This is a genomic window from Mongoliitalea daihaiensis (assembly GCF_021596945.1).
Taxonomy (GTDB): Bacteria; Bacteroidota; Bacteroidia; order Cytophagales; family Cyclobacteriaceae; genus Mongoliitalea; species Mongoliitalea daihaiensis.
In genome coordinates, this window is sequence record NZ_CP063779.1 from 1,556,578 (window position 1) to 1,578,789 (window position 22,212).

19 protein-coding genes are annotated in these 22,212 nt (G+C 38.7%); 16 read left to right on the forward strand and 3 right to left on the reverse strand.

The window, feature by feature from the left end; translation table 11 throughout:
- Window positions 1-42: 42 nt before the first annotated feature.
- From IPZ59_RS06550 to porN, 8 genes are all read left to right on the forward strand, one after another.
- The gene (locus IPZ59_RS06550; protein ID WP_236139079.1) at window positions 43-1,767 is read left to right on the forward strand and encodes a BamA/TamA family outer membrane protein; all 1,725 of its coding nucleotides are present in this window, start codon (window positions 43-45) and stop codon (window positions 1,765-1,767) included.
- Window positions 1,768-1,770: 3 nt separating this feature from the next.
- Window positions 1,771-2,868, forward strand: a complete 1,098-nt coding sequence (locus IPZ59_RS06555) for a DUF4271 domain-containing protein (RefSeq protein ID WP_236139080.1) — start codon at window positions 1,771-1,773, stop codon at window positions 2,866-2,868.
- A 38-nt stretch (window positions 2,869-2,906) separates the two neighbouring features.
- Entirely contained in the window at window positions 2,907-3,680 is a 774-nt protein-coding gene (locus tag IPZ59_RS06560; RefSeq protein WP_236139081.1) for a uroporphyrinogen-III synthase, read from the forward strand.
- A gap of 73 nt (window positions 3,681-3,753) precedes the next feature.
- Complete coding sequence (locus IPZ59_RS06565) at window positions 3,754-4,728, forward strand: PorP/SprF family type IX secretion system membrane protein (protein ID WP_262912263.1); 975 nt, start codon at window positions 3,754-3,756, stop codon at window positions 4,726-4,728.
- Between the two features lie 116 nt (window positions 4,729-4,844).
- Window positions 4,845-5,939: a T9SS ring complex lipoprotein PorK/GldK gene (gene porK, locus IPZ59_RS06570; RefSeq protein ID WP_236139082.1), complete on the forward strand. Its 1,095-nt coding sequence runs from the start codon at window positions 4,845-4,847 to the stop codon at window positions 5,937-5,939.
- Window positions 5,940-5,969: 30 nt separating this feature from the next.
- Window positions 5,970-6,770, forward strand: coding sequence for a type IX secretion system motor protein PorL/GldL (gene porL, locus IPZ59_RS06575; protein ID WP_236139083.1), 801 nt, complete (start codon window positions 5,970-5,972; stop codon window positions 6,768-6,770).
- Between the two features lie 39 nt (window positions 6,771-6,809).
- Window positions 6,810-8,411 (forward strand): type IX secretion system motor protein PorM/GldM, encoded by a 1,602-nt coding sequence (gene porM / locus IPZ59_RS06580; RefSeq protein ID WP_236139084.1) that lies wholly within the window; start codon window positions 6,810-6,812, stop codon window positions 8,409-8,411.
- Between the two features lie 37 nt (window positions 8,412-8,448).
- On the forward strand, window positions 8,449-9,258 hold the full coding sequence (gene porN / locus IPZ59_RS06585) for a type IX secretion system ring subunit PorN/GldN (protein WP_236139085.1): 810 nt from the start codon (window positions 8,449-8,451) through the stop codon (window positions 9,256-9,258).
- A 13-nt stretch (window positions 9,259-9,271) separates the two neighbouring features.
- On the opposite strand, the gene uvrC is transcribed toward porN, so the two are convergent.
- Genes uvrC through porW form a run of 3 tightly spaced genes read right to left on the reverse strand, consistent with a single transcriptional unit; the run spans window position 9,272 to window position 16,064 of the window.
- Entirely contained in the window at window positions 9,272-11,080 is a 1,809-nt protein-coding gene (gene uvrC / locus IPZ59_RS06590; RefSeq protein WP_236139086.1) for an excinuclease ABC subunit UvrC, read from the reverse strand.
- 50 nt (window positions 11,081-11,130) lie between these two features.
- The gene (locus tag IPZ59_RS06595) at window positions 11,131-13,407 is read right to left on the reverse strand and encodes a penicillin-binding protein 1A (RefSeq protein ID WP_236139087.1); all 2,277 of its coding nucleotides are present in this window, start codon (window positions 13,405-13,407) and stop codon (window positions 11,131-11,133) included.
- 20 nt (window positions 13,408-13,427) lie between these two features.
- Window positions 13,428-16,064 (reverse strand): type IX secretion system periplasmic lipoprotein PorW/SprE, encoded by a 2,637-nt coding sequence (porW, locus tag IPZ59_RS06600; protein ID WP_236139088.1) that lies wholly within the window; start codon window positions 16,062-16,064, stop codon window positions 13,428-13,430.
- A 108-nt stretch (window positions 16,065-16,172) separates the two neighbouring features.
- On the opposite strand from porW, the gene IPZ59_RS06605 reads away from it, so the two are divergent.
- From IPZ59_RS06605 to atpA, 8 genes are all read left to right on the forward strand, one after another.
- On the forward strand, window positions 16,173-17,042 hold the full coding sequence (locus IPZ59_RS06605) for a M23 family metallopeptidase (RefSeq protein ID WP_236139089.1): 870 nt from the start codon (window positions 16,173-16,175) through the stop codon (window positions 17,040-17,042).
- A 2-nt stretch (window positions 17,043-17,044) separates the two neighbouring features.
- Window positions 17,045-17,467: a bactofilin family protein gene (locus IPZ59_RS06610; RefSeq protein ID WP_236139090.1), complete on the forward strand. Its 423-nt coding sequence runs from the start codon at window positions 17,045-17,047 to the stop codon at window positions 17,465-17,467.
- Complete coding sequence (locus IPZ59_RS06615) at window positions 17,433-17,675, forward strand: AtpZ/AtpI family protein (protein ID WP_236139091.1); 243 nt, start codon at window positions 17,433-17,435, stop codon at window positions 17,673-17,675. Before IPZ59_RS06610 ends, IPZ59_RS06615 begins: the two co-directional genes overlap by 35 nt.
- A gap of 441 nt (window positions 17,676-18,116) precedes the next feature.
- Window positions 18,117-19,139 carry a F0F1 ATP synthase subunit A gene (gene atpB, locus IPZ59_RS06620; protein WP_236139092.1) on the forward strand — a complete coding sequence of 341 codons (1,023 nt, stop codon included), beginning with the start codon at window positions 18,117-18,119 and terminating at the stop codon, window positions 19,137-19,139.
- A 40-nt stretch (window positions 19,140-19,179) separates the two neighbouring features.
- Window positions 19,180-19,440: an ATP synthase F0 subunit C gene (atpE, locus tag IPZ59_RS06625; RefSeq protein ID WP_026955099.1), complete on the forward strand. Its 261-nt coding sequence runs from the start codon at window positions 19,180-19,182 to the stop codon at window positions 19,438-19,440.
- Between the two features lie 82 nt (window positions 19,441-19,522).
- Entirely contained in the window at window positions 19,523-20,017 is a 495-nt protein-coding gene (gene atpF / locus IPZ59_RS06630) for a F0F1 ATP synthase subunit B (RefSeq protein WP_236139093.1), read from the forward strand.
- 1 nt (window position 20,018) lies between these two features.
- Window positions 20,019-20,579, forward strand: coding sequence for an ATP synthase F1 subunit delta (gene atpH, locus IPZ59_RS06635; protein WP_236139094.1), 561 nt, complete (start codon window positions 20,019-20,021; stop codon window positions 20,577-20,579).
- Window positions 20,580-20,608: 29 nt separating this feature from the next.
- Window positions 20,609-22,189 carry a F0F1 ATP synthase subunit alpha gene (atpA, locus tag IPZ59_RS06640; protein ID WP_236139095.1) on the forward strand — a complete coding sequence of 527 codons (1,581 nt, stop codon included), beginning with the start codon at window positions 20,609-20,611 and terminating at the stop codon, window positions 22,187-22,189.
- Window positions 22,190-22,212: the final 23 nt, after the last annotated feature.

Below are 22,212 nucleotides of genomic sequence, written 5' to 3' on the forward strand. Positions count from 1 at the left end.
TATTTTTAAACCCTCCTTCAAAGGTACTTGAATTTCAAGATTGTGTTTAAAAAAATAATTAGCTGTTTCTGTATTTATTGGATAATTCATTCTTCCTCCCTTCTGGCACAGGAAGATTTTTTACTGAGCTATCAAGTCAGTGGAGCATTTTCAAAGTCTGAGCAATTGGCGTTTAGAGACTCTTTAGAACGAGCATCCTTTATCAAATCATTGATGGGGGACTTATATGCAGAAGGCTACTTTGAGTTTAGGGTTCAAAAAACTTATGAAAAACGTCTACTGTCCTTACAAATTGAATCAGGCCCTGTTTTTAATGGTATTTCTTTGGATATAAGACCTGTGATGGAAGTTTTGCCGATGGCATTAGGGAAGAGTTTGGGATCTACTGTCTCCAAATCCCTGTCCTTACAAGCTTTTCAGGACTTGCGTTTATCTATACTAGGGGTGGCAGAAGATACTGGATATCCATTCGCCAGTTTACAGCTTGATAGTTTGGTCCGTACCAATCAGGATATAAGTGCACAATTGATTCTTGACACTGGCCCTAAGATTACTTTTGATACGATTCGGGTAGTGGGAGATTCAAAGATGAAACCAAGTTATCTTCATAAGCTATTAGATATTAGGGTAGGGGAAAGTTTTTCTCAACGGAAGGTCACTAATGCCATTGCCATTTTACAAGCCATACCCTATGTGCGTATCTCTGGGGCTCCTGAATTAAGCTTTCAAAATTCTGAAGCCACCCTGTATTTACCGCTTCAAGACCGGAATTTAAATTCATTGGACGGAATTATAGGAGTACTGCCGAATGAGTTGGAGGGCGGAAGATTATTGTTGACAGGTCAGTTTGATGTAAAATTGTTTAATATAGGTGGTAGAGGTAGGGACATTTCTTTGCAGTGGCAGCGGTTCAATCAATTTTCCCAACTACTGGATTTGCAAGCTCAGGAGTCGCACGTGCTTGGTTCCAAACTTAATTTAACTGTGGGTTTTTCCTTGCTAAAAGAGGATACTACCTTTTTAAACCGTGCATTTAAGGCTGGGTTTTCGATTCAACTGAATCCAGATAGTCAATTGCGGTTTTTCTCCCAAAGGCAGGCAAGTGATTTGCTTGCAACAGCTGGACTTGCCGAACTTACGTCATTGCCTGAAGTCGGAGACTTTCGATTTAATAGTTATGGATTAGGTCATCGCTTGATAAAGGTTGATGATCGTTTTGATCCCAAAAGAGGCTGGAGCACGGATCTTTCGTTTACGATTGGTAATAAAGTGATTATTCAAAATACGGCTATTCCTGTCGATCTGTATGACAATATTGATTTGAGAACCCTGCAGTATCAGTTACAAGGTCAGGCTAATCACTATCTCAAATTGGGTGATAAACTTACTTTTTTCCAGCGATTGGCTTTTGGGACCATTGAGAACCCTAATTTATTTCTGAATGATTTGTTTCGATTGGGGGGACTTCAATCCTTTAGAGGGTTTAATGAAAACTTTTTCTTTGCCAATGATTACATTTACTTAAATCTTGAGCCTAGATTTTATTTTGATAGGTATTCGTATTTTATGATTTTTGCTGATGTCGGTAGATTTAGTAATCAAGTCCAAAAGAGTCCCGTAGAGTATCCTTTTGCTGCTGGTCTTGGTTTTCGTTTGGAAACTCAGTCAGGATTCTTCAATTTTGTATATGCCTTAGGGGGTAGCAACACGCAGGATTTTGCATTCAATCAATCAAAGATTCATTTCGGATATACAGGTAGATTTTAAATAATGGGTAAGTATTGGTTGATTATCAGTTTTATTTTTTTGGCTTACGGAGAGCTACATGCCCAAATTTTGGAAAATTATTCGGGGATGTTTGATCATCAGTCCAAAAAATCATGGAATTATAAAAGTGATCAAGTAAGCACAACCTTGGATGTTAGTAGTTTCCCTTCTAGTATGCTTAGATTTTATGTGCCGGAGAAGAACACTGTATTTCTTGATAATAAAATTTGGTTTTATTCTGAGAAGGATACTACAGTTCTGATTTCACTGGAGGAATTGCACGAACGCTTTGATTTTCAGGGGCAGTCGACAGTTTCTCTTGTGGTATATGGACAAGGAGTATCTTTGAATGCCGTAACTTTAGAGAAAGGATATTTCCAATCCTTAGTCATGGATGTCCAAGGTGTCAGCGAAGCAGATGATAGCAGAAGGAACAGATCATCTTTTAAGGATTTTTATTTTCTAGGAATTTGTATTTTACTTTCGCTTTTTGCGATCGTTAAGATTGTGTTTCCTGTTGAGTTAAATTTCATGCTATCTCCCAAGGCTATTTTTTCAGTTGGAGATAACATGGATTGGAATCCTAAGTTTTTTTCTCTGGATGTGCTGTTTTTTTTGTTTTTGATTGGCTTGGGAATGGTGCAGTCGATCATGTTTTTTGTTTATTATTTCGATTCCATACACGCTAATTTGATTAATCCTTTCAGTTTAAATGACTTGTTTTTCAAGTGGATTATCGGTGCAGTCATTTTTGTTGGACTTTCAGTAGTTAAGTACCTTTATCTAAGTTTCATGACTTATGTCTTCAATTTCAGAAAATTTGAGGTCATGCATTTCTTTTACTTATTGCGAATCATTTCACTTTTAGTCGTTGTGTTGATCATCGTTCAAACCTTGGTTTTGACTAATGATATGATTACTGCCCAAAATTGGCATGCCCTAGCTAAAAATGGAGTATTTACTATCTACCTGATCGCTACAGTATTTCTGTACGTGTTAATGACAAATCAATTGGATTTTAAATTTTACCATTTAATTGCTTACCTTTGCACCGCAGAATTATTACCATTCTTAATAGTGTCTAAATACATGATGTGGTAAGATTCTTTGTTCATCAATCTAAGTTAGTAGCGTAAACCATGACTAAGTCCACCAAAGACAGATTTAATCCGGTAAGAAGTATTTTAGTTTCGCAGCCTAAGCCTGTGGACGATAAATCCCCCTATTTTCAGCTAGCCGAGAAGTATAAATTAAAGATTGATTTCCGACCTTTCATACAAGTCGAGCCAGTTCCTGTGAAGGAATTCCGAAAGCAAAAGATTGATATTTTGAAGCATACTGCGATTATATTTACTAGCAGAAATGCGATTGATCATTTTTTTACTATTTGTAAGGAATTGAAGATAGAAATGCCTGCTGACATGAAGTATTTTTGTATTTCAGAGCAAACCGCACACTACCTTCAGAAGTATATCGTCATTAGAAAAAGAAAATTATTTGTAGGTCAAAAGACTGCATCTGATTTATTTGATTATTTCAAAAAGCATAAATCAGAAAAGTATTTATTTCCGTGTTCTGATATTCGCAAGGAAGATATCCCTGACTACTTAATTAAAATGAATATTGCTTTCACTGAAGCAGTTATTTATCATACAGTAGCTTCAGACCTTTCTGATTTAGCAAATATCAAATATGATGTTTTGGCTTTCTTTAGTCCTTCGGGGATTAAATCGCTCAAGCATAACTTCCCTGATTTTGAGCAAGGGTTTACTAGAATTGCTGCTTTTGGACCTACTACCTCGAAGGAGGTTCTTGATCAAGGGCTGATTCTAGACATAGAAGCACCTATGCCTAATGCTCCTAGTATGACGGGAGCTTTGGAACTTTACATTAAAAAGGCAAATAATTTGTGATCTTTTTAATCTTTTGTGGTCTTTTTCAGTTTAAATGTTTAGAATAGTAGATTGTTAGATGTTTTAAACTTGCATGAGACTACAAAAGCCAACGATTGAAAGATTCTCCCTGTGCATTTTTGTACTTGCCTTCATGTCTGTGCTCTCTTTAAAAGCGCAGCAGGACGCTCAGTTCACGCAATATATGTATAACGGGCTCTTTTTCAATCCTGCATTTGCAGGAAAGGAGTCTGGCTATAGATTTACAGCTTTGCACCGTTCCCAGTGGTTAAATTACACCGGGTTAAACGGCCCAGCACCATTAACTCAGCTAATTACTGCATCAGGGAAAGTTGATAATTTGAATTTGGGATATGGATTGACTTTCGTCAATGATAACATTGGAGCCACTAGTAATCAAGAAGTCAATTTATCTTTAGGTTATCATAAAAAACTTCGTCGTGGTATTTTATCTCTCGGTCTCTCGGGAGGATTGTTTTCAAGTACCCTCAAGTATGACCAATTTGACTTTGTAATAGATGAATCGATCATTCCCACTGCTGGAGATGAAACTCAGATGAATTTTAATGTAGGTTTTGGAGCTATTTATGATCGTGGAAACTATTACATAGGTCTGAGCAGTAGACACCTGAATGAACCAGGTTTTGATTTTGGGGATGGAGCTATCAATAATCAATTAAGAAATCATTCGTATATTAATTTTGGATATCGAATCAAAACATTTGCTTTGTGGTCATTTGAGCCGAGTTTTTTGATTAAAACAGTTTCTTTCAATAATTTTTCTTACGATGTAGGCGTTATAGCCACACACAACAATAAAATCAGTGGAGGTATAACGTTTAGAGGCGAAGAATCGGTATCATTATTGCTTGGCTACAGTGTCCTTAGTGACAACTCATTGAGGATAGGTTATGCATTTGATTTAGTAGTAAGTAATGTGGTTGCAAAAGCACCCACTAGTCATGAGTTTATGTTGACATATAATCTTCAACCTTTGGTTAGAGAATATCAGAGAGCCATACAGCGGACACCAAGATTTAGATTTTAAAATTTCTAATAAAATTTATGCTGAAATTTGTTGATTTCACGTAATTTCTTTAAACTTTGACCCTGTAAACTAGCTATTTTCAGTAGTTAATTTACGTAACTTAATAAATGTTGATTATGTACAGTAATATGAAATCAAGGGGAATCTCCATCTTAGCAGGCGTAGTGATAGCTGTTTCACTACAAGGTTGTGGACTTTTTGGAAAGAAAGGTTCTGCTAGTGAAAGAGACAACAGGAGAGGAGAGGTAACTGGGGTTCCGAAGCGCTCCGGATGGCAACAAAGTCTACCCATAGACATGGTTGCCATTAAGGCTGGGACTTTTTGGATGGGGCAAGCGGATGAAGATATCGCTTACACCCAATCTGCTTTCAACAAGCAGATCACGATTTCAGAATTTTACTTGGATAAATATGAAGTGTCCAATAACAAGTACCGTCAATTTGTAGATGCTGTCAGAGAAGGTGTCTATGCTTTTGGTACGCCAACCACACTCAAAGATGCTCCGAGTTTTAACCTAAATGAAGTACTCCCAGATACGACTGTCTGGAATACGAGCTTCACATATCATTATGGAGATCCTTTGATGGAGTTTTACTTTGATCATCCTGCATTTGACAATTACCCAGTAGTGGGTGTTAGTTGGGAGCAGGCACAAATGTATGCAAAGTGGAGAACCTACCATTTGAATGCGAATGATAAGTCAGATTTTGATTTCCCTTATTTTAGACTTCCTTCCGAAGCAGAGTGGGAATATGCTGCCAAAGGTGGAAAAGAAATTGCCAAGTATCCTTGGGGTGGTCCATACTTAAAAAACAAGAGAGGTTGTTTGATGGCAAACTTTAAGCCTGGAAGAGGTAATTATATCGATGACGGCTTTGCCTACACGGCACCAGTTGACGTATTTGCTCCCAATGGATTTGGCCTTTACAATATGTCAGGAAATGTAGCTGAGTGGGTATTGGATGCCTACAATCCAGTAGCAAGTTCTTTGACTTGGGATTTAGATCCAGTTTACAAAAATGATAATGAACCAAGGAAAATTGTGAGGGGTGGGTCTTGGAAAGATTTAGCACACTATTTGGAAACAAGCACTCGAACCTATGAGTACCAAGATGTGAAGACAGCACATATTGGATTCAGAACTGCTATGACCTTCTTAGGAAGATCAGGCTCCATGGATGTTAATAACAATAGAAGAAGAAGAAGATAAAAACTCATATCACAACTCACGATTAAAAAAATGGCAAAACAAAAATCCTTCAAGCATAAGTTTTACGGTGATATCATGCCCATGATATATGGTATCGGTGCATCCGTTGTAATTTTAGGAGCGATGTTCAAAATTTTGGACTGGCAGGGCGCAAACATCATGATTGGAGTCGGTCTTACCACCGAGGCTCTCATATTTTTGCTATCTGCTTTTGAGCCTAAAAATGAAGAAGTAGACTGGTCGAAAGTATATCCCGAATTAGCTTCAGATGCTCCAGCAGTAAAAAGGTCTACAGGTGTAGCGAATTCAAATGACGGTCTCACACAAAAATTTGATGATCTTTTAGCCAATGCAAAAATAGGCCCTGAATTGTTTGATAGTCTTGGAAAGGGAATCAATAACCTTGCTGAGTCTGCTCAAAAGATGAGCACTATTTCCAATGCTGCTGTTGCTACCAATGAGTATGCGGAAAATGTAAAAACGGCTTCTAAGACGTTGGTAGATATCAATGCATCGTATGGAAAGACAGCTGCTGCTTTAACAGAACTATCTTCTGCTTCCGCTGATGCAAAAGCGTATCATACACAGGTGGTGGAAGTGACAAAGAATTTGACTTCACTCAATAATGTCTATGAAATGGAATTATTGGATGCACAAAGTCATTTGAAAACACTCAACAAGTTTTATTCTAATGTGGCCTCAGCTATGGAAGGTTTGTCAGAAGCTGGAAAAGAAACAGAGGCTTTCAAAAATGAATTAGCCAAATTAAATCAAAACGTAAGTTCATTGAATAAAATCTATGGTGGCATGTTGACTGCCATGAAAGGTTAATATGATGTTTATTTATCTATAATCTTTTAGACAAAAAAAATGGCAGGAGGTAAAGAAACACCTAGACAACGGATGATTGGAATGATGTACCTTGTATTGACCGCGTTGCTGGCACTACAAGTAAGTACTCAGATTCTCCAAAAATTCGTCCTATTGAATGATGGTCTCGAGAGAACATCTAAGAATTTTATTCAGAAAAATGAATTTATGGTATCATCCATAGCATCTACTGTTGAGCAACAAGGCAATAATGAAAAAGACATTCCTAAAGTCGCTGCGGCGCAGGAGGTAAGAAAATTAACAGCTGAAACATTTTCCTATCTAGAGGAATTGAAACAATTGCTCCTTGAACAATCCAATGCAAAGGATGATAATGGGCAGTTTAAGAATTCCGCTCTGAAAAACGTAGATGTGCCCGGAAATATCTTTAATAATCAAGGTAAAGGGGATGAATTAAAATTGCGATTAAATACTTTTCCTCAAGATCTTAATAAGATATTGAATGGATTAGGGCTTGAAAGTTCTTTTGGAGATATTGCCAAAGACGCAAAGGATATTGAAATCTTCAAAAATGACAGAGAAGTAAGAGATAAAAGCTTTGTGTTTTTGAATTTTGTTAAATCTCCAGTAGGAGCTGTAATGGCATTGATTTCTCAATATCAAAATGAAGTTTTGAATTTAGAGTCTGAGGCCCTTTCGATGATTACTTCAGCAATTGGTACATTTTATTTTAAGTCAGATGTATTTGAAGCTAAAGTGGCTGCTAACTCCAACGTAGTTGCCGCAGGCACTAAATTTGAAGGTAGCATGTTTATTGCTTCCGCATCATCTTCAGCTTCACCGAAAATGACAATCGGAGGTAGAGATATACCTGTTGTGAATGGTTTTGGAGAAATCAGTTTTACTGTACCTCCAGCAGGCAATTATGATGATCGCGGGTTATCTCGTCAAACATTGAAAGGTGAAATTACAGTCAATATAGCTGGTAAGGACTCTACGCTTCAAGTTGACTATGAGTATTTCATAGCTCAGCCAGTCGTGAGAGTTACTTCCGATGTGGTTAATCAGCTTTACGCAGATTGTGCCAACGACCTGTTTATTGATGTACCAGCTCTGGGTAATTCTTATGCACCGCAATTTTCAGTAAGCAATGGTACTGCGATCAATGGCAGTAGACCAGGTCAAGTAACCATTATCCCTGGTAATTCTGGGAAAGTAGTAATCGGTGTTAGTTCTGGGGGCAATAAAATTGATGATGTTACTTATGACATCAAGCCTGTTCCAGCTCCTACAATTCGACTGTTTGACGGGAGAGGTCAAATAGATATGAGTGTTGGTTATCCAGCACCAGGTCCATCTACGTTTATTGTGAGAGCAGTACCAGAGTCTAACTTTGCAAGGACGATGGCTAGAGACTCTAACTTTGAGGTAACTGGAGGAGAAGTGACATTACTTAGAAATGAGGTGCCTAGAGAAAAAGTAGCAATTACCTCTGAGAATGTTGCAATACGTAATTTATTGGCTTCAGCTAGAAGTGGTGATGCCTTGGTCGTTAGAGTGACAGAAGTTACTCGTACCAATTTCCGAGGCAATAGAATAAGATCCAATCAAAGCGAAGTAGTCCGTTTGGAAATAAGATAATAGACAAGCGAGCACGTCTATTGAAAAAAATACAGTTATGAAAAGAACAAGTAAAATTATCGCACTCTTCACATTGACAATGGTCTTTGTGTTAGAAGGATTCGCACAGACGGCAACGAGTGTGCAGCCTTCACGGTATGGGGACAGAAGCTTCAAGATGGACACTGTCTTCTCCATTAAACCAATGAGGGAAGACGATAAGATGTTCACAATTGACGTTTGGAGAAGGATTGACCTGCGTGAAAAGTATAATATTCCATTGTACGGGACAGGTGATGCCAAAAATGATGGTATTGTTTCCAATATCTATAAAGCTATAGTTGAGGAAAATGCATTTGAAGTGTATGCTGATGAGGCATTTACAAGGCCAATGTCTATTTCTGAATTCCAATCAGAGTTTTGGTTAAATGCTTTAGGAGATTCAATCTTTGTTAAACAGCTATATTATCTGGATTTTAAAGAAGATTTTATCATTGACAAGCATCATTCACAAGCCAAATTCGACATCAAATACTTCGAATTGGTCATGCCTTCCCTAACGAATGCTAATGCAGGTCAGAAGTCTATTGGATTCATCAAATTCAAAGATTTTTACAATCACTTCAAGGATCATCCGGATGCAAAATGGTTTAACTTCCAAAACACATCTAAAAATTTAACCTACGATCAGGTGTTTGATGTGAGGTTGTTTAGATCTGTTGTTAGAAAATATACCAACCAAGGAGATGAATTGTTAATCGATTTGGTAGATCCTAATAATCCAAATGCAGAACTTCAGGCATTCTTAGATGCCTTGGAATTTGAATACAAACTTCTAGAGTACGAAAACGGGCTTTGGGAATGGTAATAAAAAAAGCGGGTTAATAGCCCGCTTTTTTTACTTGCATTGCTTCATAGACAAGAGAAGCTTTACTTTTGCCAATCACCTCTTCCAATTCTTCCAAACTTACAGTTTCAAGCTGTTTAAGTGATTTAAATTTCTTTAAAAGTTTTTCTGCTATAGTTTTCCCAATTCCTGGGATATCTGTTAAGGAAGTATTAAACGCTTTCTTGCTTCTGACATCGCGATGGAACGTAATAGCAAATCTGTGTGCTTCATCTCTCACTCGTTGAAGTAAGCGCAGGGATTCGGATTTTTTATCTATATGCAAGGGATACTGATCTTCTGGAAAATAGATTTCTTCTAATCTTTTTGCAATCCCAATGATAGGAATTTTCCCATACAATCCGAGTTCTTTCAATGCTTCTACGGAAGAGGATAGTTGACCTTTCCCTCCGTCAATGACGATTAGTTTGGGAAGAGGCAATCCTTCTTCCAACACACGTTTATATCTACGACCTACTACTTCAGTCATGGAGGCAAAATCATTGGGTCCTTCCACTGTTTTGATATGGTAATGACGATAATCTTTAGTGGATGGTTTTCCATTTTTGAAATACACCATGGAAGCGACAGGGTTGGTCCCTTGGATATTAGAGTTATCAAAGCATTCGATATGGTCCGGTAGTTCTTTTAGGGACAAATCTGCTTGCAACTGTTTGAGTACCCGGTTCTTTTTATCTACCACCTCACCGGAAGTCAATAACTTTTCTTTTTTATAAAATTTTGTGTTTTTAAGTGACAAGTCCACTAGCTTTTTCTTGTCACCAATCTTGGGAGTATGTATGTTTAGCCCATCATAAGTTTCTTCTAGAGTAATATTAGTTAGAATTTCTGGTGAATCGGAATTAAACTGATCTCTGAGTCTGACAATTGCTGTCAGTAATAGATCAGTGTCTGATTCATCGAGTTTTTTCCTAAGTTCTACTGTTTTGGTAATGATGATTGAGCCATTTTTTACTTTGAGGTAATTGACATAGGCTAGTTTCTCGTCGGTTTCCAATGTAAACACATCACAATCAGCAATCGAGGGATTGACGACAAGAGATTTAGCCTGATATCTTTCTAATGAATCGAGCTTCTCCTTGAAGTATTGAGCCTTTTCAAATGCTAGATTTTCAGCAGCTTCCTGCATGCGTTTTCTGAAAAAGCCTTTGGCTAGGCCCATATTTCCTTTAAGAATATGCTTTGCATGCTCCAAGTCTTCCATGTATTCACTTTCTTTTTGGAGGCCTTCGCAAGGTCCCAAGCAATTTCCAATATGGTATTCCAAACATACTTTGTATTTCTGTTCCCCGATTTTGTAAGGGCTCAAATCTAACTTACAGGTCCGTATGGTGAATAAACTTCTGATGAGTTCTAAGACATTATTCATTGCCTTGACACTTGCAAATGGGCCGAAGTAAGTCCCTCTGTGTGGAATCAGTTTTCTTGTAGGGAAGATTCTTGGATAATTTTCCTTGGTGATTAAAAGATAAGGGTAGGTTTTATCATCCTTTAAAAGAATGTTATACTTTGGCTGACTTTTTTTGATCAGGTTATTTTCTAATAACAGTGCATCAAACTCCGTATTGACTATGGTGATTTCAATCCGTTGGATTTCCCGCACCATGCGTTTGGTTTTGTGGTTGATCCCCTGTGCTTTTGAAAAATAAGAGGCCACTCTTTTCTTCAAACTTTTGGCTTTTCCTACATAGATAAGATCCTGCTCTACATTGTAATATTTATACACACCTGGTAAGTCAGGCAATTGCAAATAATCCGATACAGCGTATGAAAATGCTTCCATAGATAAAGAAAAGAGGTCAGTACTTTCAACCGACCTCTCTTGGAATAGTTTTAGAAGTCAGATTTTCTTGGATCAAAATCGAAATCGCTGAATTTATTACTGTCCATTTCGTAGCGGTCGCAGTCAATTTCTATGCTCAATGGTCGTTCGGGTCTTCGGAATGGTCCTTTCGTATAACCTAAAGTTGGATCAGCATACACTTTTGCCATGTATTTTACCCAGATTGGTCGGGCTGTTTGTCCACCTTGTCCACTTGTCCAGCTTCTGAAGTGAATCGCTCGATCATCTCCACCGACCCAAGCACCGGATACCAAATCTTTGCTTACACCTATATACCAACCGTCGGAGGCATTTTGTGTAGTACCTGTTTTACCCCCCAATTCGTTGCCTTCATCTCTTAAGGTCCATGGCACACCTTGGGATGTTCCTCTGGATTCTTCAAAACCTCCTCGCAACATGTAGAGCATCAAATAGGCATGTTCTTCGCTCATTGCTGCTCGTTTTTTCGGCGTAAATTGTTGGATTAAATTTCCATTTTTATCCTCAATTCTGTCAATATAGAATGGAGTAATATGTTCTCCTTGGTTTACAAAGGTTCCAAAGGCACCTACCATTTCGTAGATGGATACATCAGATGTACCCAAAGCCAATGCTGGAACTTCTTCCAAATCTGAAGTGATGCCGATTCTCTTGGCAGTTTCTACCACGATTTTTGGACTCAATTTTTTCATCATAAATGCAGTGATCGAGTTGATGGACTGGGCCATTGCTTTTCGAATCGTCATGCTTTCATAGGAAAATTTATTATCTGCATTTTTTGGTACCCATGCAGGCTGTCCTGGGATATTGATTTCCACAGGTTGATCAATTACCTGATAGCATGGGCTGTAGCCGTTCTCAATAGCTGCGGCATAAACAAATGCCTTAAAAGTTGATCCGGGCTGCCTTTTTCCTTGCTTTACGTGATCAAACTTGAAGTACTTGTGATTAAGGCCTCCCACCCAAGCTTTAATGTGGCCGCTTTCTGCTTCTAGGGAAACAAATCCACCCCTTAGGAATTTCTTGTAGTAACGTAGCGAATCCATGGTACTAAATAAGGTGTCTATTTCTCCATGTTCCCAAGAAAACACACGCATACGCTTTTTTTCGTTGAGTTTGATTTGAAGAGAATCGCTATTGGCTCCGTACCTAGTGACAAGGTTTCTATAAACGTCGATTCGCTTAACTGCATTGTCTAGGAAATTAGGAATTACTTGTCCATTATTATCTATCCAAGGGTCACGATTACCCATTTCCCGCTCAAATTTTTTCTGTAATTCCCTCATGTGTTCATCCAAGGATTCTTCTGCATAGCGTTGCATTCTGCTATCTATCGTTGCATAAATTTTCAATCCATCTCCAAAGAGGTCATAAGGGGTCCCATCAGGCTTGAGGGTTTCTCTGGCCCACTTGATCAAGTCTGCTTTTATCACTTCACGGAAGTGGGTAGCCAATCCCTGATTTTGATTCGATACCTTATAGTCTAATTCAATAGGAAGCTGTACCAATGAATCTCTTTCAACCCTACTAATAAACCCGTATTTTTCCATTTGAAATAACACAGTGTTTCGTCTACGTAAGGAGTTATCTGGGTTGAAAACTGGACTGTAATAGGTGGGGGCTTTAAATAAGCCTACTAAAACTGCTGATTCCTGAATTTCTAATTCGTTTGGGTTTTTATTGAAGAAGGTGTTTGCGGCTGTCTTGATGCCATAAGCGTTGCTTCCAAATTCAGAAGTATTGAGGTAAAGCGTCAAAATTTCATCCTTGGTGTAGGAGCGTTCAAGTTTTGCTGCCACAATCCACTCTTTCACTTTGATGATGAGCATTCTCAAGCCAGGCACTCTACTCAGTACACCTTGCGATTCCAAGTTTCTCGTCTTGAATAAGTTTTTAGCAGTTTGTTGAGAAAGTGTACTGCCTCCTCCGGCCCCTTGTCTTAAGATAAGCGATTTAAACAGCACCCTTCCCATACTTTGAAAGTCTATACCAGAGTGATTTTCAAATCTAACATCCTCCGTTGCAATCAGCGCATTGACCAAATTAGGTGCTAACTCGTTATAAGTTACTGGACTTCTATTTTCCCGAAAATAATTCCCCAATAGGACGCCATCAGCCGAATAAAGAGAGGAAGCAAGTTCAGATTGAGGGTTTTCTAAGGTTTTGAAATCCGGTAATGGTCCAAATAGCCCGAGGAAATTGCCGCTCACAGCCCAAATGAATAAAATGAACCCTACAACCCCCAAAACAAAAGATGCCCAAAGGAATTTTATTATTTTTTGTGTCATGTATGAAGTACTAATCTTTATCAATAGTTTCTTCGGAAGAACCGTCTGTATTCTTCCAAATCTTTTCTTTTGTTTAACTCTTGGAAATTCCCGATTGAAATAACAAAACTAGCTTGCTTTTCTTCCGGGTCGAGAGATCCAGATTCGAAAATCTCTAGAAATTTATCTCGATAGGCAGCTGCTCTTTCGGCATTACTGAATGGACTGACAATGAAAATCACTTGTTCACGTGACATATTCATATTACCAGTTCTCAATCTTGCATTGCTAAATTGTGAAGAATGGAATGTCTCCAAGTCTCCTAGCAAGGCCTTTGCCTCTCTCGCACGTTCTTGGCTCAAAGCGAGGACAAATATATGTGTTTGACTGGCACTTTCTTTATATGGGCTATCATCTTCATCCAAATCTTCAGCCTGTTCTAGCTCATCTGCATCAGAATCCTCCGAATCTTTGGTTGTGTCTTCCTGATTTTCAGCGACCAAGTCTTCTTCTTCGCCCTTCACTACCCTTAGCATATTTCTTGCCAGTTCTTTTAGCTCTGGATTTTCAGTTTGTAAGGTGTAGATTTCCAAACGGTATTTATAGAGATCAATGCTATCAATTTTTCCGGAAATCATAATGTCCAAAAGTAAGAGCCTGTCTGTATTCTTGGTTAATGGATACAGCTCCATAGTTCTCCGAATGACACCTCGGGCCTCTTCATAGGCTTTGTTTTCATATAATTCATAGGCATTTCTATACATCTTGGAGGACTCCACCAGGGCGGCTCCTCCTGTCAGGGCATCGGGATTATTCACGGCAAATGTAAATGGGGAGTACGCAAACTCCCTATTTAGTCGCTCACTGTACAGAGAGGTGTTTCCCCCTAATTCTTTATTGGCTAAGAAAAGTATATAGTATGCTTCTGGTTTTTTGATGGTGTTAGGGTAAACAGTAATTAAAATCTCTAGATTTTCTCTGCTCATTTCATATTCTTTAAAATCAAAAAAGAGCAACTTCCCTAGCTCGAAATACGAAATTTCTAAACCAGCCCTTAATGTCTCCAGTTGTGCTTCATCTTTGGGGATTTGCGCCAATAAGGAGGCTTTGTCTGGAATTTGGGAAAGGAGATCACTGCTTTCCTCTTGAGTTTCTTGATCACCTAGATCATTATCCTCAACAGTGTCGGTTGTAACTGTTGAACTAGAGGATTGGAAACTTTGTACATTTCTCCTCCAATTGTCATTTAAGTTGCGGTTTCCCCAAACGCGCACAAACTCAATGGCGCCCTGTTGCAAGGCGACACTATTGTCAAAATAAAAGCGTTCACCTGAGCCTCTTCCACTAAATGCTAAAAGGTTATCAAATAAGTTGGAGCTTTTGGGTTTAGCTTTTTCTTCTGCTTCGCGTAAAAGTCGTTGCTCTTCTTTAGCAATAAACTCATCAGCAAGTCTTTCTTGATCTTCTGGAGAAAGCTGTGCCACCCTTAACAAGCTATCGTTTTTAAGGATGGTTTCATAGTGAAGTACATAATTGTCCAAGCGGACTTTTTCTCGTTGGAGTTGTTTAAAAGATGCATCTACAGGTCTAAAATTGGCCAATGCACTGTCCATGTAATATTTTGTTGCTCGAAAATCCCGATCAATGTCAAAGCTGATTTCTGCAAGCTTTTGGTAGATATAGCCCTTTTGAACGGGATTCTTGCTGTCTTCTTTAGCTGCCCGCACCAATAGCTCTTTTGCCGTATCGACTTCGTCTTGTTTGAGCTCAAAAATTGCTTTTTCGTACAGGATGACATCCTTGAGGTCCCTATTTTTACTGTCTTTATACAAATCATCAAAATAAGAACGTACTCGAATCAAGTCCTTACTTTTATTGAGTTCTGCCACTTGTTGGGCATATAATTGTGCAAAGAAGCTTCGCTCATAGGGCGGATTTCCTTTTTGGGCTTCTTGGTAATAGCTATAGGCTAAGGCATCTAGGTCCTCCCGCTGATACAATTGGGCCAGAATAAAATTAATCCTCGATTTTTCCTTTCGATCTTTGCTATACCCCAGTGCTTTGTCCAAAGCACCGATTTTGCCATTAACATCCTCTCTTCGGTCATAGTAATAGGCTAAGGTTTTGTATAGCAAAAATCTATTTTCCCGATTGATGCCACTTTCTTTGGATAAAAAATCGATTACATAAGCTGCGTCGTCAAAATTTTCTAAATCAATAAACTGACGCATCAGTTGAATCAAAGAGCGGTGTCGGATATGTTTTTTCTTACTATTGACGTTTAAGTAGCGAAAGGTATTGGAAGCATCGTCAAATTGTGCTTCGTAATAATCCGCGATTCCGAGTAGGAGATAGTTTTCATCTACCCATTTGGAAATTCGATGCCAATCAATCGCTCGGGAAGAAAAATAACGAACATCTTTCAAGAGTTCTTTGTTTTCATCGATAAGTGCACTGTCGACCGGATAAAAAATAGGGAGTACTTGGCTAAAGTCTTCATTGTGTGACTCAGCAATTTTTTGCTCAAGTTCCTCTATCATTAATTTGGAATAAAAATAAGCATTATACCTAGAGGTCGTATTATGGTACGTCCTATTGATAAATGTATCCTTGGTTGATGAACATCCGGATGCAAAAAGCAGGATAAATACAATGACGCGTAGTTGGATATGATTCATTTTGAGCTTTAGGGCAGCAAGCTTCCAAATTACTGCTTTTGATCTAAATAATTTAACGCTCGACTGAAATATAATATTTTCAAACAAAAAAAATAACCAAATTTGAGCATGAAGCGCTTCGACATCAAAAAACTCATACGGCTTAAGTATCTTTTCGTCATTCGTAAAGAGCAGGATTTTTCAGTGCTGTCGTCCTTTAGTTTGTCTGCATCGCGCTTATTGGTATTAGCAGGATTTGTCTTTTTGCTTATTTTTGGTTTATCCATTTTAAGTACGAAGACTATATTCAAGCGCTGGTTTGATGCTTCTTCAACCCAAATGGCCAATACTGAACAAATTCTTAAGTTGTCAGATCAATTGGACTCTTTACTTTTGGAGGTCAAAAAAAAGGAGCAGTTTGTCGAAAACATTCAATTGGTCATCAGTGGGGACTTGATTGAAACAGATCAAGAATCAACATCTATAGATCCACAAGCAAGCAAATCAGAGGTCATCCTAAATCAACGCTGGAGTGAAGGTGCCCAAAAGATTATTGGTGAATTTCAATCCACATCAACAGAGACTTTGACAGCTGTCCGGACAGGGTCTGAGACCTCAGCAATCGGGGCTGTCTTTTTTTTCAGTCCTATCAAAGGTTTTGTGTCGGCCCCTTTTGACCCGACCATAGATCACTTTGGAGTGGATGTGATTTCCAAGGAAAATGAGCCTGTTCTGGCCATTGCAGATGGGACGGTCATCCTGAGTACTTGGACTATCCAAACTGGTTATGTCATAGGAATACAGCATCGAGGAGAATTTCTTTCTTTTTACAAGCACAATTCTGTACTTTTGAAAGAAGTAGGTGATGTGGTCCGCGGCGGAGACATCATTTCTATAGTAGGCAATACAGGCGATCTTTCCTCAGGTGCGCATTTGCATTTTGAGATTTGGCATAAAGGTTTAGCCATTAATCCCCAAGAATTTATAACCTTCGATTAAACATGTTCGGAAAGTCAGAAGAAAAATCAATTAAAGAAATCGTAAATAGCAGTAACGTAATCTCCAAAGAAACGAATATCACGGGCAACATTACTGCCCAAGGAAATATCCGAATTGAGGGCACGATTGAGGGTAGAATAGACTCAAAGAGTAAAATTGTAATCGGTGATTCTGCTTTAATTAAAGGAGATCTCAAGTCGGTGGAAGCGGAAATAGCGGGAAAAGTCAACGGCTCTGTTACTTGTGAAGATTTACTGTATCTTAAAAGTACAGCGATCATTGAAGGCGATATATTTACAGCCAAAATTGTGATAGAAAATGGGGCTCAATTTAATGGGAAATGTCAGATGAAGACTTCAGGAATGAAAGTCTCCAAGCAGGATGTAAAAAATGAGCAAAAAATCCAAGAATCAACAGCGGGATAACTTGCAGAAAATCCTGAGATATTCAGGATTATCCTTTCAACTCTTTGCTGTCATCGCTATAGGAACTTGGTTTGGCTGGTACCTAGACCAACAAAGTACCATCACTTTCCCTGTATGGTTATTGGTATTTGTTTTGCTTTCTACGGTAGTGGCTTTCTATCATTTATACGTATCTGTTAAAAACGATGAAGGTGAAGACAATCCTTAGAAAAAGCCATATCTTTGCGGCAGAATAAAGAAATTATGCAAGCAGTTAAATCCCTTACGATCCGCTTACTTATTTTTTCACTAATCCTTGGCGGATTTGTTTATTTACTTCAGGAATTCATCAAACCAACTTGGGTGCATGAAATTGTGTGGACAATGATTTCTTTTTTCTTAATCCTCACTTGGCTAACAAGTGCATTTACGCATTATTTAATTAGTATCAACGAGGAGAATTCAATCAATATCATGTTAGGAGCTTTGGGGATCCGATTTCTTGGGAGTCTGGGTTTTATCGGAATAATGCTATTTTTGGGCGTTGAAAATATAATTTTGTTTGTCGCTAATTTCTTTGTGATTTATTTGTTTTACTTATTATTTGATATGTACGGGTTAATAGCTAATTTGCGCCCGATTTCAAGGTAGTTCCAAAAAAATTCTATTAATGTTACGCAGGTTCCTTTGTTTAAGCGTTTTACTATCAGTGATTTGGCTGATACATCCAGTTACAGCGATGGCCGGAGGTGATGACAGTGATAAGACAGGCTTTATCATGCACCACATCAAGGATTCATATGAGTGGCACTTTGCGACTTTTGGAGACACTCATGTAACTCTTCCATTACCAGTGATTATTTACTCTTCTGACAGAGGCCTCGAGTTTTTCTCTTCGACTAATTTTCAAGATCCAGTTACCCATAAATTTGGCGAAGCTTACGCGTACAATGGTTACTACATCGATGAGCATGAGCATTTATTTAGTGTAGATGGAAGAAGCTTCCTCGATCTTTCAATAACCAAGAACGTAGCAATGATGTTTTTGGTTTTAATTGTGATGATTTCTTTTGTAATGTCAGCAGCTTCAAATTATAAAAAGAATGGCGTTGCTGCTCCCAAAGGTGCTGCTGCACTCCTTGAGCCAATTGTGATTTTTGTAAGAGATGAGATTGCTTATAAAGCTATCGGCCCAAAATATAGAAAGTTTCTTCCGTACCTATTGACGTTATTCTTCTTTATCTGGATTGGTAACTTAATGGGCTTAATGCCTGGTGCAGCTAACTTGACAGGTAATATTGCCGTGACGATGACATTGGCTGTGTTGACATTTATAGTAGTCAATGTTAATGGAAATAAAGACTACTGGAAACACGTATTTATGACTCCGGGTGTACCAGTTCCATTATTGTTGGTAATCGTTCCTGTAGAAATTATCGGATTATTTACTAAGCCATTTGCTTTGATGGTCCGTCTCTTTGTTGCGATTACAGCTGGTCACATTGTAATCTTGGCCTTTATTGCTTTGGTATTCATTTTCGAATCTTTAGCGATTGGGGTTGTAAGTACCTTGATGGTAACATTCTTGAATGTAATCGAATTGTTAGTTGCAACAATTCAGGCATATGTATTTACCTTGTTTTCTGCCATGTACATCGGTGGTGCGGTAGCAGAACACGATGATCATCATTAATTAGAAATTTCTTTGTTCAATTTATAAATCACAAACACGTATGTTAACTTCAATCTTGTTGTCTGCTGGATTAGCACTTATGGGTGCTGGAATCGGTGCTGGAATCGTTGCAATTGGTGCAGGTCTTGGTATCGGTAGAATCGGTGGTCAGGCTATGGAATCTATTGCTCGTCAGCCAGAAGCTGCCGGTAAAGTTCAGACTGCCATGCTAATCATCGCGGCTCTTATTGAGGTGGTATCCCTGTTCGCAGTAGTAGTGTGTCTACTTATTGCTTTGAACGCAGGTGGTCTTACCTTCTAAGAACAAAAGAAAAGGGGTCAGCGCTAGGCTGATCCCTCCTTTTAATTGAACAAAAAACATTGTATCTAAACACTAGAAATACATGGATCTTATACTACCTGGCTCTGGCTTAATTATCTGGCAACTAATAGGATTTCTTGCCCTGCTGTTTTTATTGACAAAATTTGCTTGGAAACCTATACTCGCAGCGCTCGATGAGCGTGAAAAATCCATTGAAGACGCATTAAAGTCTGCTGAGATTGCTCGCAACGAAATGGCAAATTTGAAGGCTGAGAATGAAAAAATCCTTCATGAAGCCAAAATTCAGCGGGATGAAATGCTTCACATGGCTACTGAATCCGCCAAACAAATTGTAGAAGAAGCTAAAGAGAAGGCTCAAAAGGAAGGCGCCATTATGATCGAAAATGCCAAGCAGGCTATTTTGACTGAGAAAAAAGCTGCCGTAGAAGAAGTAAAAGTGTTGGTGGCTACGCTGTCTTTAGATGTAGCTGAAAAATTGATCAAGAAAAACTATGCTACAGATGCGGCACAAAAGGCCCTTGTAGAAGAGTTTGTTAAAGATCTTAAGGTAAATTGATATGTCAGATATTAAGGTAGCATCTAGATATGCAAAAGCACTAATTGAGCTAGCGATCGAAAAAGAGCAGCTAGAAGAGGTGTTTGCGGATATCCAAGAGATTCTGTCAGTAGCTGAATCCAATCGTGAGTTTCAATTGTTGCTGCAGAGTCCAATTGTAAACTTAGAAAAGAAAAAGAATGTCATACATGCCCTGTTTGCAAATCACGCAAATAGGATCACTATTAGTTTTTATGATATTGTAGTTCGTAAAAATAGGGCCAATGTATTGTTGAGTGTTGCTAAAGAATTTGTCAAGCAATACAATGCGTACAAAGGAATACAAGTGGGGTACGTGACCACGACCATACCTTTGACAGACGAGTTGAGAAAATCATTTGAGTCCATCGTTTCCGAGATTTCGGGTTTGAAAAACATACAGTTAGTAGAAAAAGTAAATCCTGAGCTGATTGGTGGTTTTGTGTTGAAAGTAAATGACAAATTGCTGGATGACTCTGTCAGCGGTAAGTTGAGAACCTTGAGAACCAAGTTGAATCAACGTTACTTTGTCAAATCATATTAATCTTTAGTTAACAAAAAATTCAAAATATAATGGCACAAGTTAGACCTGATGAGGTTTCAGCGATTTTGAGAGAGCAGCTCTCCAATGTCAAAACTGAGGCTGAACTTGAAGAAGTGGGTACCGTACTCCAGGTAGGTGACGGTGTTGCCCGTATCTATGGACTTTCCAAAGCTCAGGCAGGTGAATTGCTTGAGTTTGATAATGGCTTGAGAGCAATGGTTCTTAACCTTGAGGAAGACAATGTAGGAGCTGTACTTTTTGGAGATTCCAAACTCGTGAGAGAAGGTGACAACGTCAAAAGAACTAAGCAAATTGCTTCCATCAAAGTAGGTGAAGGTATGCTTGGTCGTGTAGTTAATACCTTGGGTAATCCAATTGATGGTAAAGGCCCAATTCAGGGAGAATTGTATGAAATGCCTTTGGAAAGAAAAGCTCCTGGTGTAATTTACAGACAGCCAGTAACTGAGCCTCTTCAAACAGGTATCAAAGCGATTGACTCTATGATTCCAATCGGTAGAGGTCAGCGTGAATTGATTATCGGTGACCGTCAGACAGGTAAGACTGCTGTGGCTATTGATACTATCTTGAATCAAAAAGAATATTACGAAAAAGGTGAGCCCGTATTCTGTATTTATGTAGCGATTGGTCAAAAAGCCTCTATAGTAGCAGGTATTGTTTCTGCCTTGGAAAAAGGTGGTGCCCTTCCTTATTCAGTAGTAGTTTCGGCTGCTGCATCAGATCCAGCACCTATGCAATTCTTTGCGCCATTTACAGGTGCTTGTATCGGTGAATTTTTCCGTGATACTGGACGTCCTGCCTTGGTTATCTATGATGATCTTTCTAAGCAAGCAGTTGCTTACCGTGAAGTTTCCTTGTTGTTGAGAAGACCTCCAGGACGTGAAGCATATCCAGGTGATGTATTCTACTTGCACTCTAGACTATTGGAAAGAGCCGCTAAAATCAATGCATCGGATGCTATTGCAAGCCAGATGAATGATTTGCCTGAATCCTTGAGACCTTTGGTAAAAGGTGGTGGTTCTTTGACAGCTCTTCCAATTATCGAAACACAAGCAGGTGACGTTTCGGCGTATATCCCAACCAACGTAATTTCGATTACGGATGGTCAGATTTTCTTGGAGACCAACTTGTTTAACTCTGGTATTCGTCCAGCGATCAACGTGGGTATCTCTGTATCTCGAGTAGGAGGTAATGCGCAGATCAAATCCATGAAAAAGGTAGCTGGTACATTGAAATTGGATCAAGCTCAGTTCCGTGAATTGGAAGCGTTTTCAAAGTTTGGTTCTGATTTGGATGCATCCACCAAAAGAACTATCGAAAGAGGTAGAAGAAACCAAGAGATCTTGAAGCAACCTCAGTACTCTCCAGTAGCTGTAGAATTGCAAGTAGCGATCATCTATGTATCTACCAAAGGATATATCGATAATGTACCGGTAGAAAGTGCACGTCAGTTTGAAAAAGAATTCTACAACCTTTTGAAGAGTAATCATCATGAGGCATTGGAATTGATCTTGAAAAATAAGATTGATGAGGCTGGTAAAATCCTAGAAGCTGCAGCGAAGGATTTGTCTACAAAATTTGCTAAAAAATAAATTTTCTTAAGGGAGGCTTCATC

What these genes read in the sequence shown, in the direction of transcription:
- porL (WP_236139083.1), top strand. Translation starts at nt 5,970, where the DNA reads ATGGCAAAACAAAAATCCTTCAAGCATAAGTTTTACGGTGATATCATG.
- IPZ59_RS06560 (WP_236139081.1), top strand. Translation starts at nt 2,907, where the DNA reads ATGACTAAGTCCACCAAAGACAGATTTAATCCGGTAAGAAGTATTTTA.
- porK (WP_236139082.1), top strand. Translation starts at nt 4,845, where the DNA reads ATGTACAGTAATATGAAATCAAGGGGAATCTCCATCTTAGCAGGCGTA.
- uvrC (WP_236139086.1), bottom strand. Translation starts at nt 11,080, where the DNA reads ATGGAAGCATTTTCATACGCTGTATCGGATTATTTGCAATTGCCTGAC.
- porM (WP_236139084.1), top strand. Translation starts at nt 6,810, where the DNA reads ATGGCAGGAGGTAAAGAAACACCTAGACAACGGATGATTGGAATGATG.
- atpF (WP_236139093.1), top strand. Translation starts at nt 19,523, where the DNA reads ATGGATCTTATACTACCTGGCTCTGGCTTAATTATCTGGCAACTAATA.
- IPZ59_RS06565 (WP_262912263.1), top strand. Translation starts at nt 3,754, where the DNA reads ATGAGACTACAAAAGCCAACGATTGAAAGATTCTCCCTGTGCATTTTT.
- atpE (WP_026955099.1), top strand. Translation starts at nt 19,180, where the DNA reads ATGTTAACTTCAATCTTGTTGTCTGCTGGATTAGCACTTATGGGTGCT.
- IPZ59_RS06605 (WP_236139089.1), top strand. Translation starts at nt 16,173, where the DNA reads ATGAAGCGCTTCGACATCAAAAAACTCATACGGCTTAAGTATCTTTTC.
- atpB (WP_236139092.1), top strand. Translation starts at nt 18,117, where the DNA reads ATGTTACGCAGGTTCCTTTGTTTAAGCGTTTTACTATCAGTGATTTGG.
- atpH (WP_236139094.1), top strand. Translation starts at nt 20,019, where the DNA reads ATGTCAGATATTAAGGTAGCATCTAGATATGCAAAAGCACTAATTGAG.
- IPZ59_RS06610 (WP_236139090.1), top strand. Translation starts at nt 17,045, where the DNA reads ATGTTCGGAAAGTCAGAAGAAAAATCAATTAAAGAAATCGTAAATAGC.
- porN (WP_236139085.1), top strand. Translation starts at nt 8,449, where the DNA reads ATGAAAAGAACAAGTAAAATTATCGCACTCTTCACATTGACAATGGTC.
- atpA (WP_236139095.1), top strand. Translation starts at nt 20,609, where the DNA reads ATGGCACAAGTTAGACCTGATGAGGTTTCAGCGATTTTGAGAGAGCAG.
- IPZ59_RS06615 (WP_236139091.1), top strand. Translation starts at nt 17,433, where the DNA reads ATGAGCAAAAAATCCAAGAATCAACAGCGGGATAACTTGCAGAAAATC.
- porW (WP_236139088.1), bottom strand. Translation starts at nt 16,064, where the DNA reads ATGAATCATATCCAACTACGCGTCATTGTATTTATCCTGCTTTTTGCA.
- IPZ59_RS06555 (WP_236139080.1), top strand. Translation starts at nt 1,771, where the DNA reads ATGGGTAAGTATTGGTTGATTATCAGTTTTATTTTTTTGGCTTACGGA.
- IPZ59_RS06595 (WP_236139087.1), bottom strand. Translation starts at nt 13,407, where the DNA reads ATGACACAAAAAATAATAAAATTCCTTTGGGCATCTTTTGTTTTGGGG.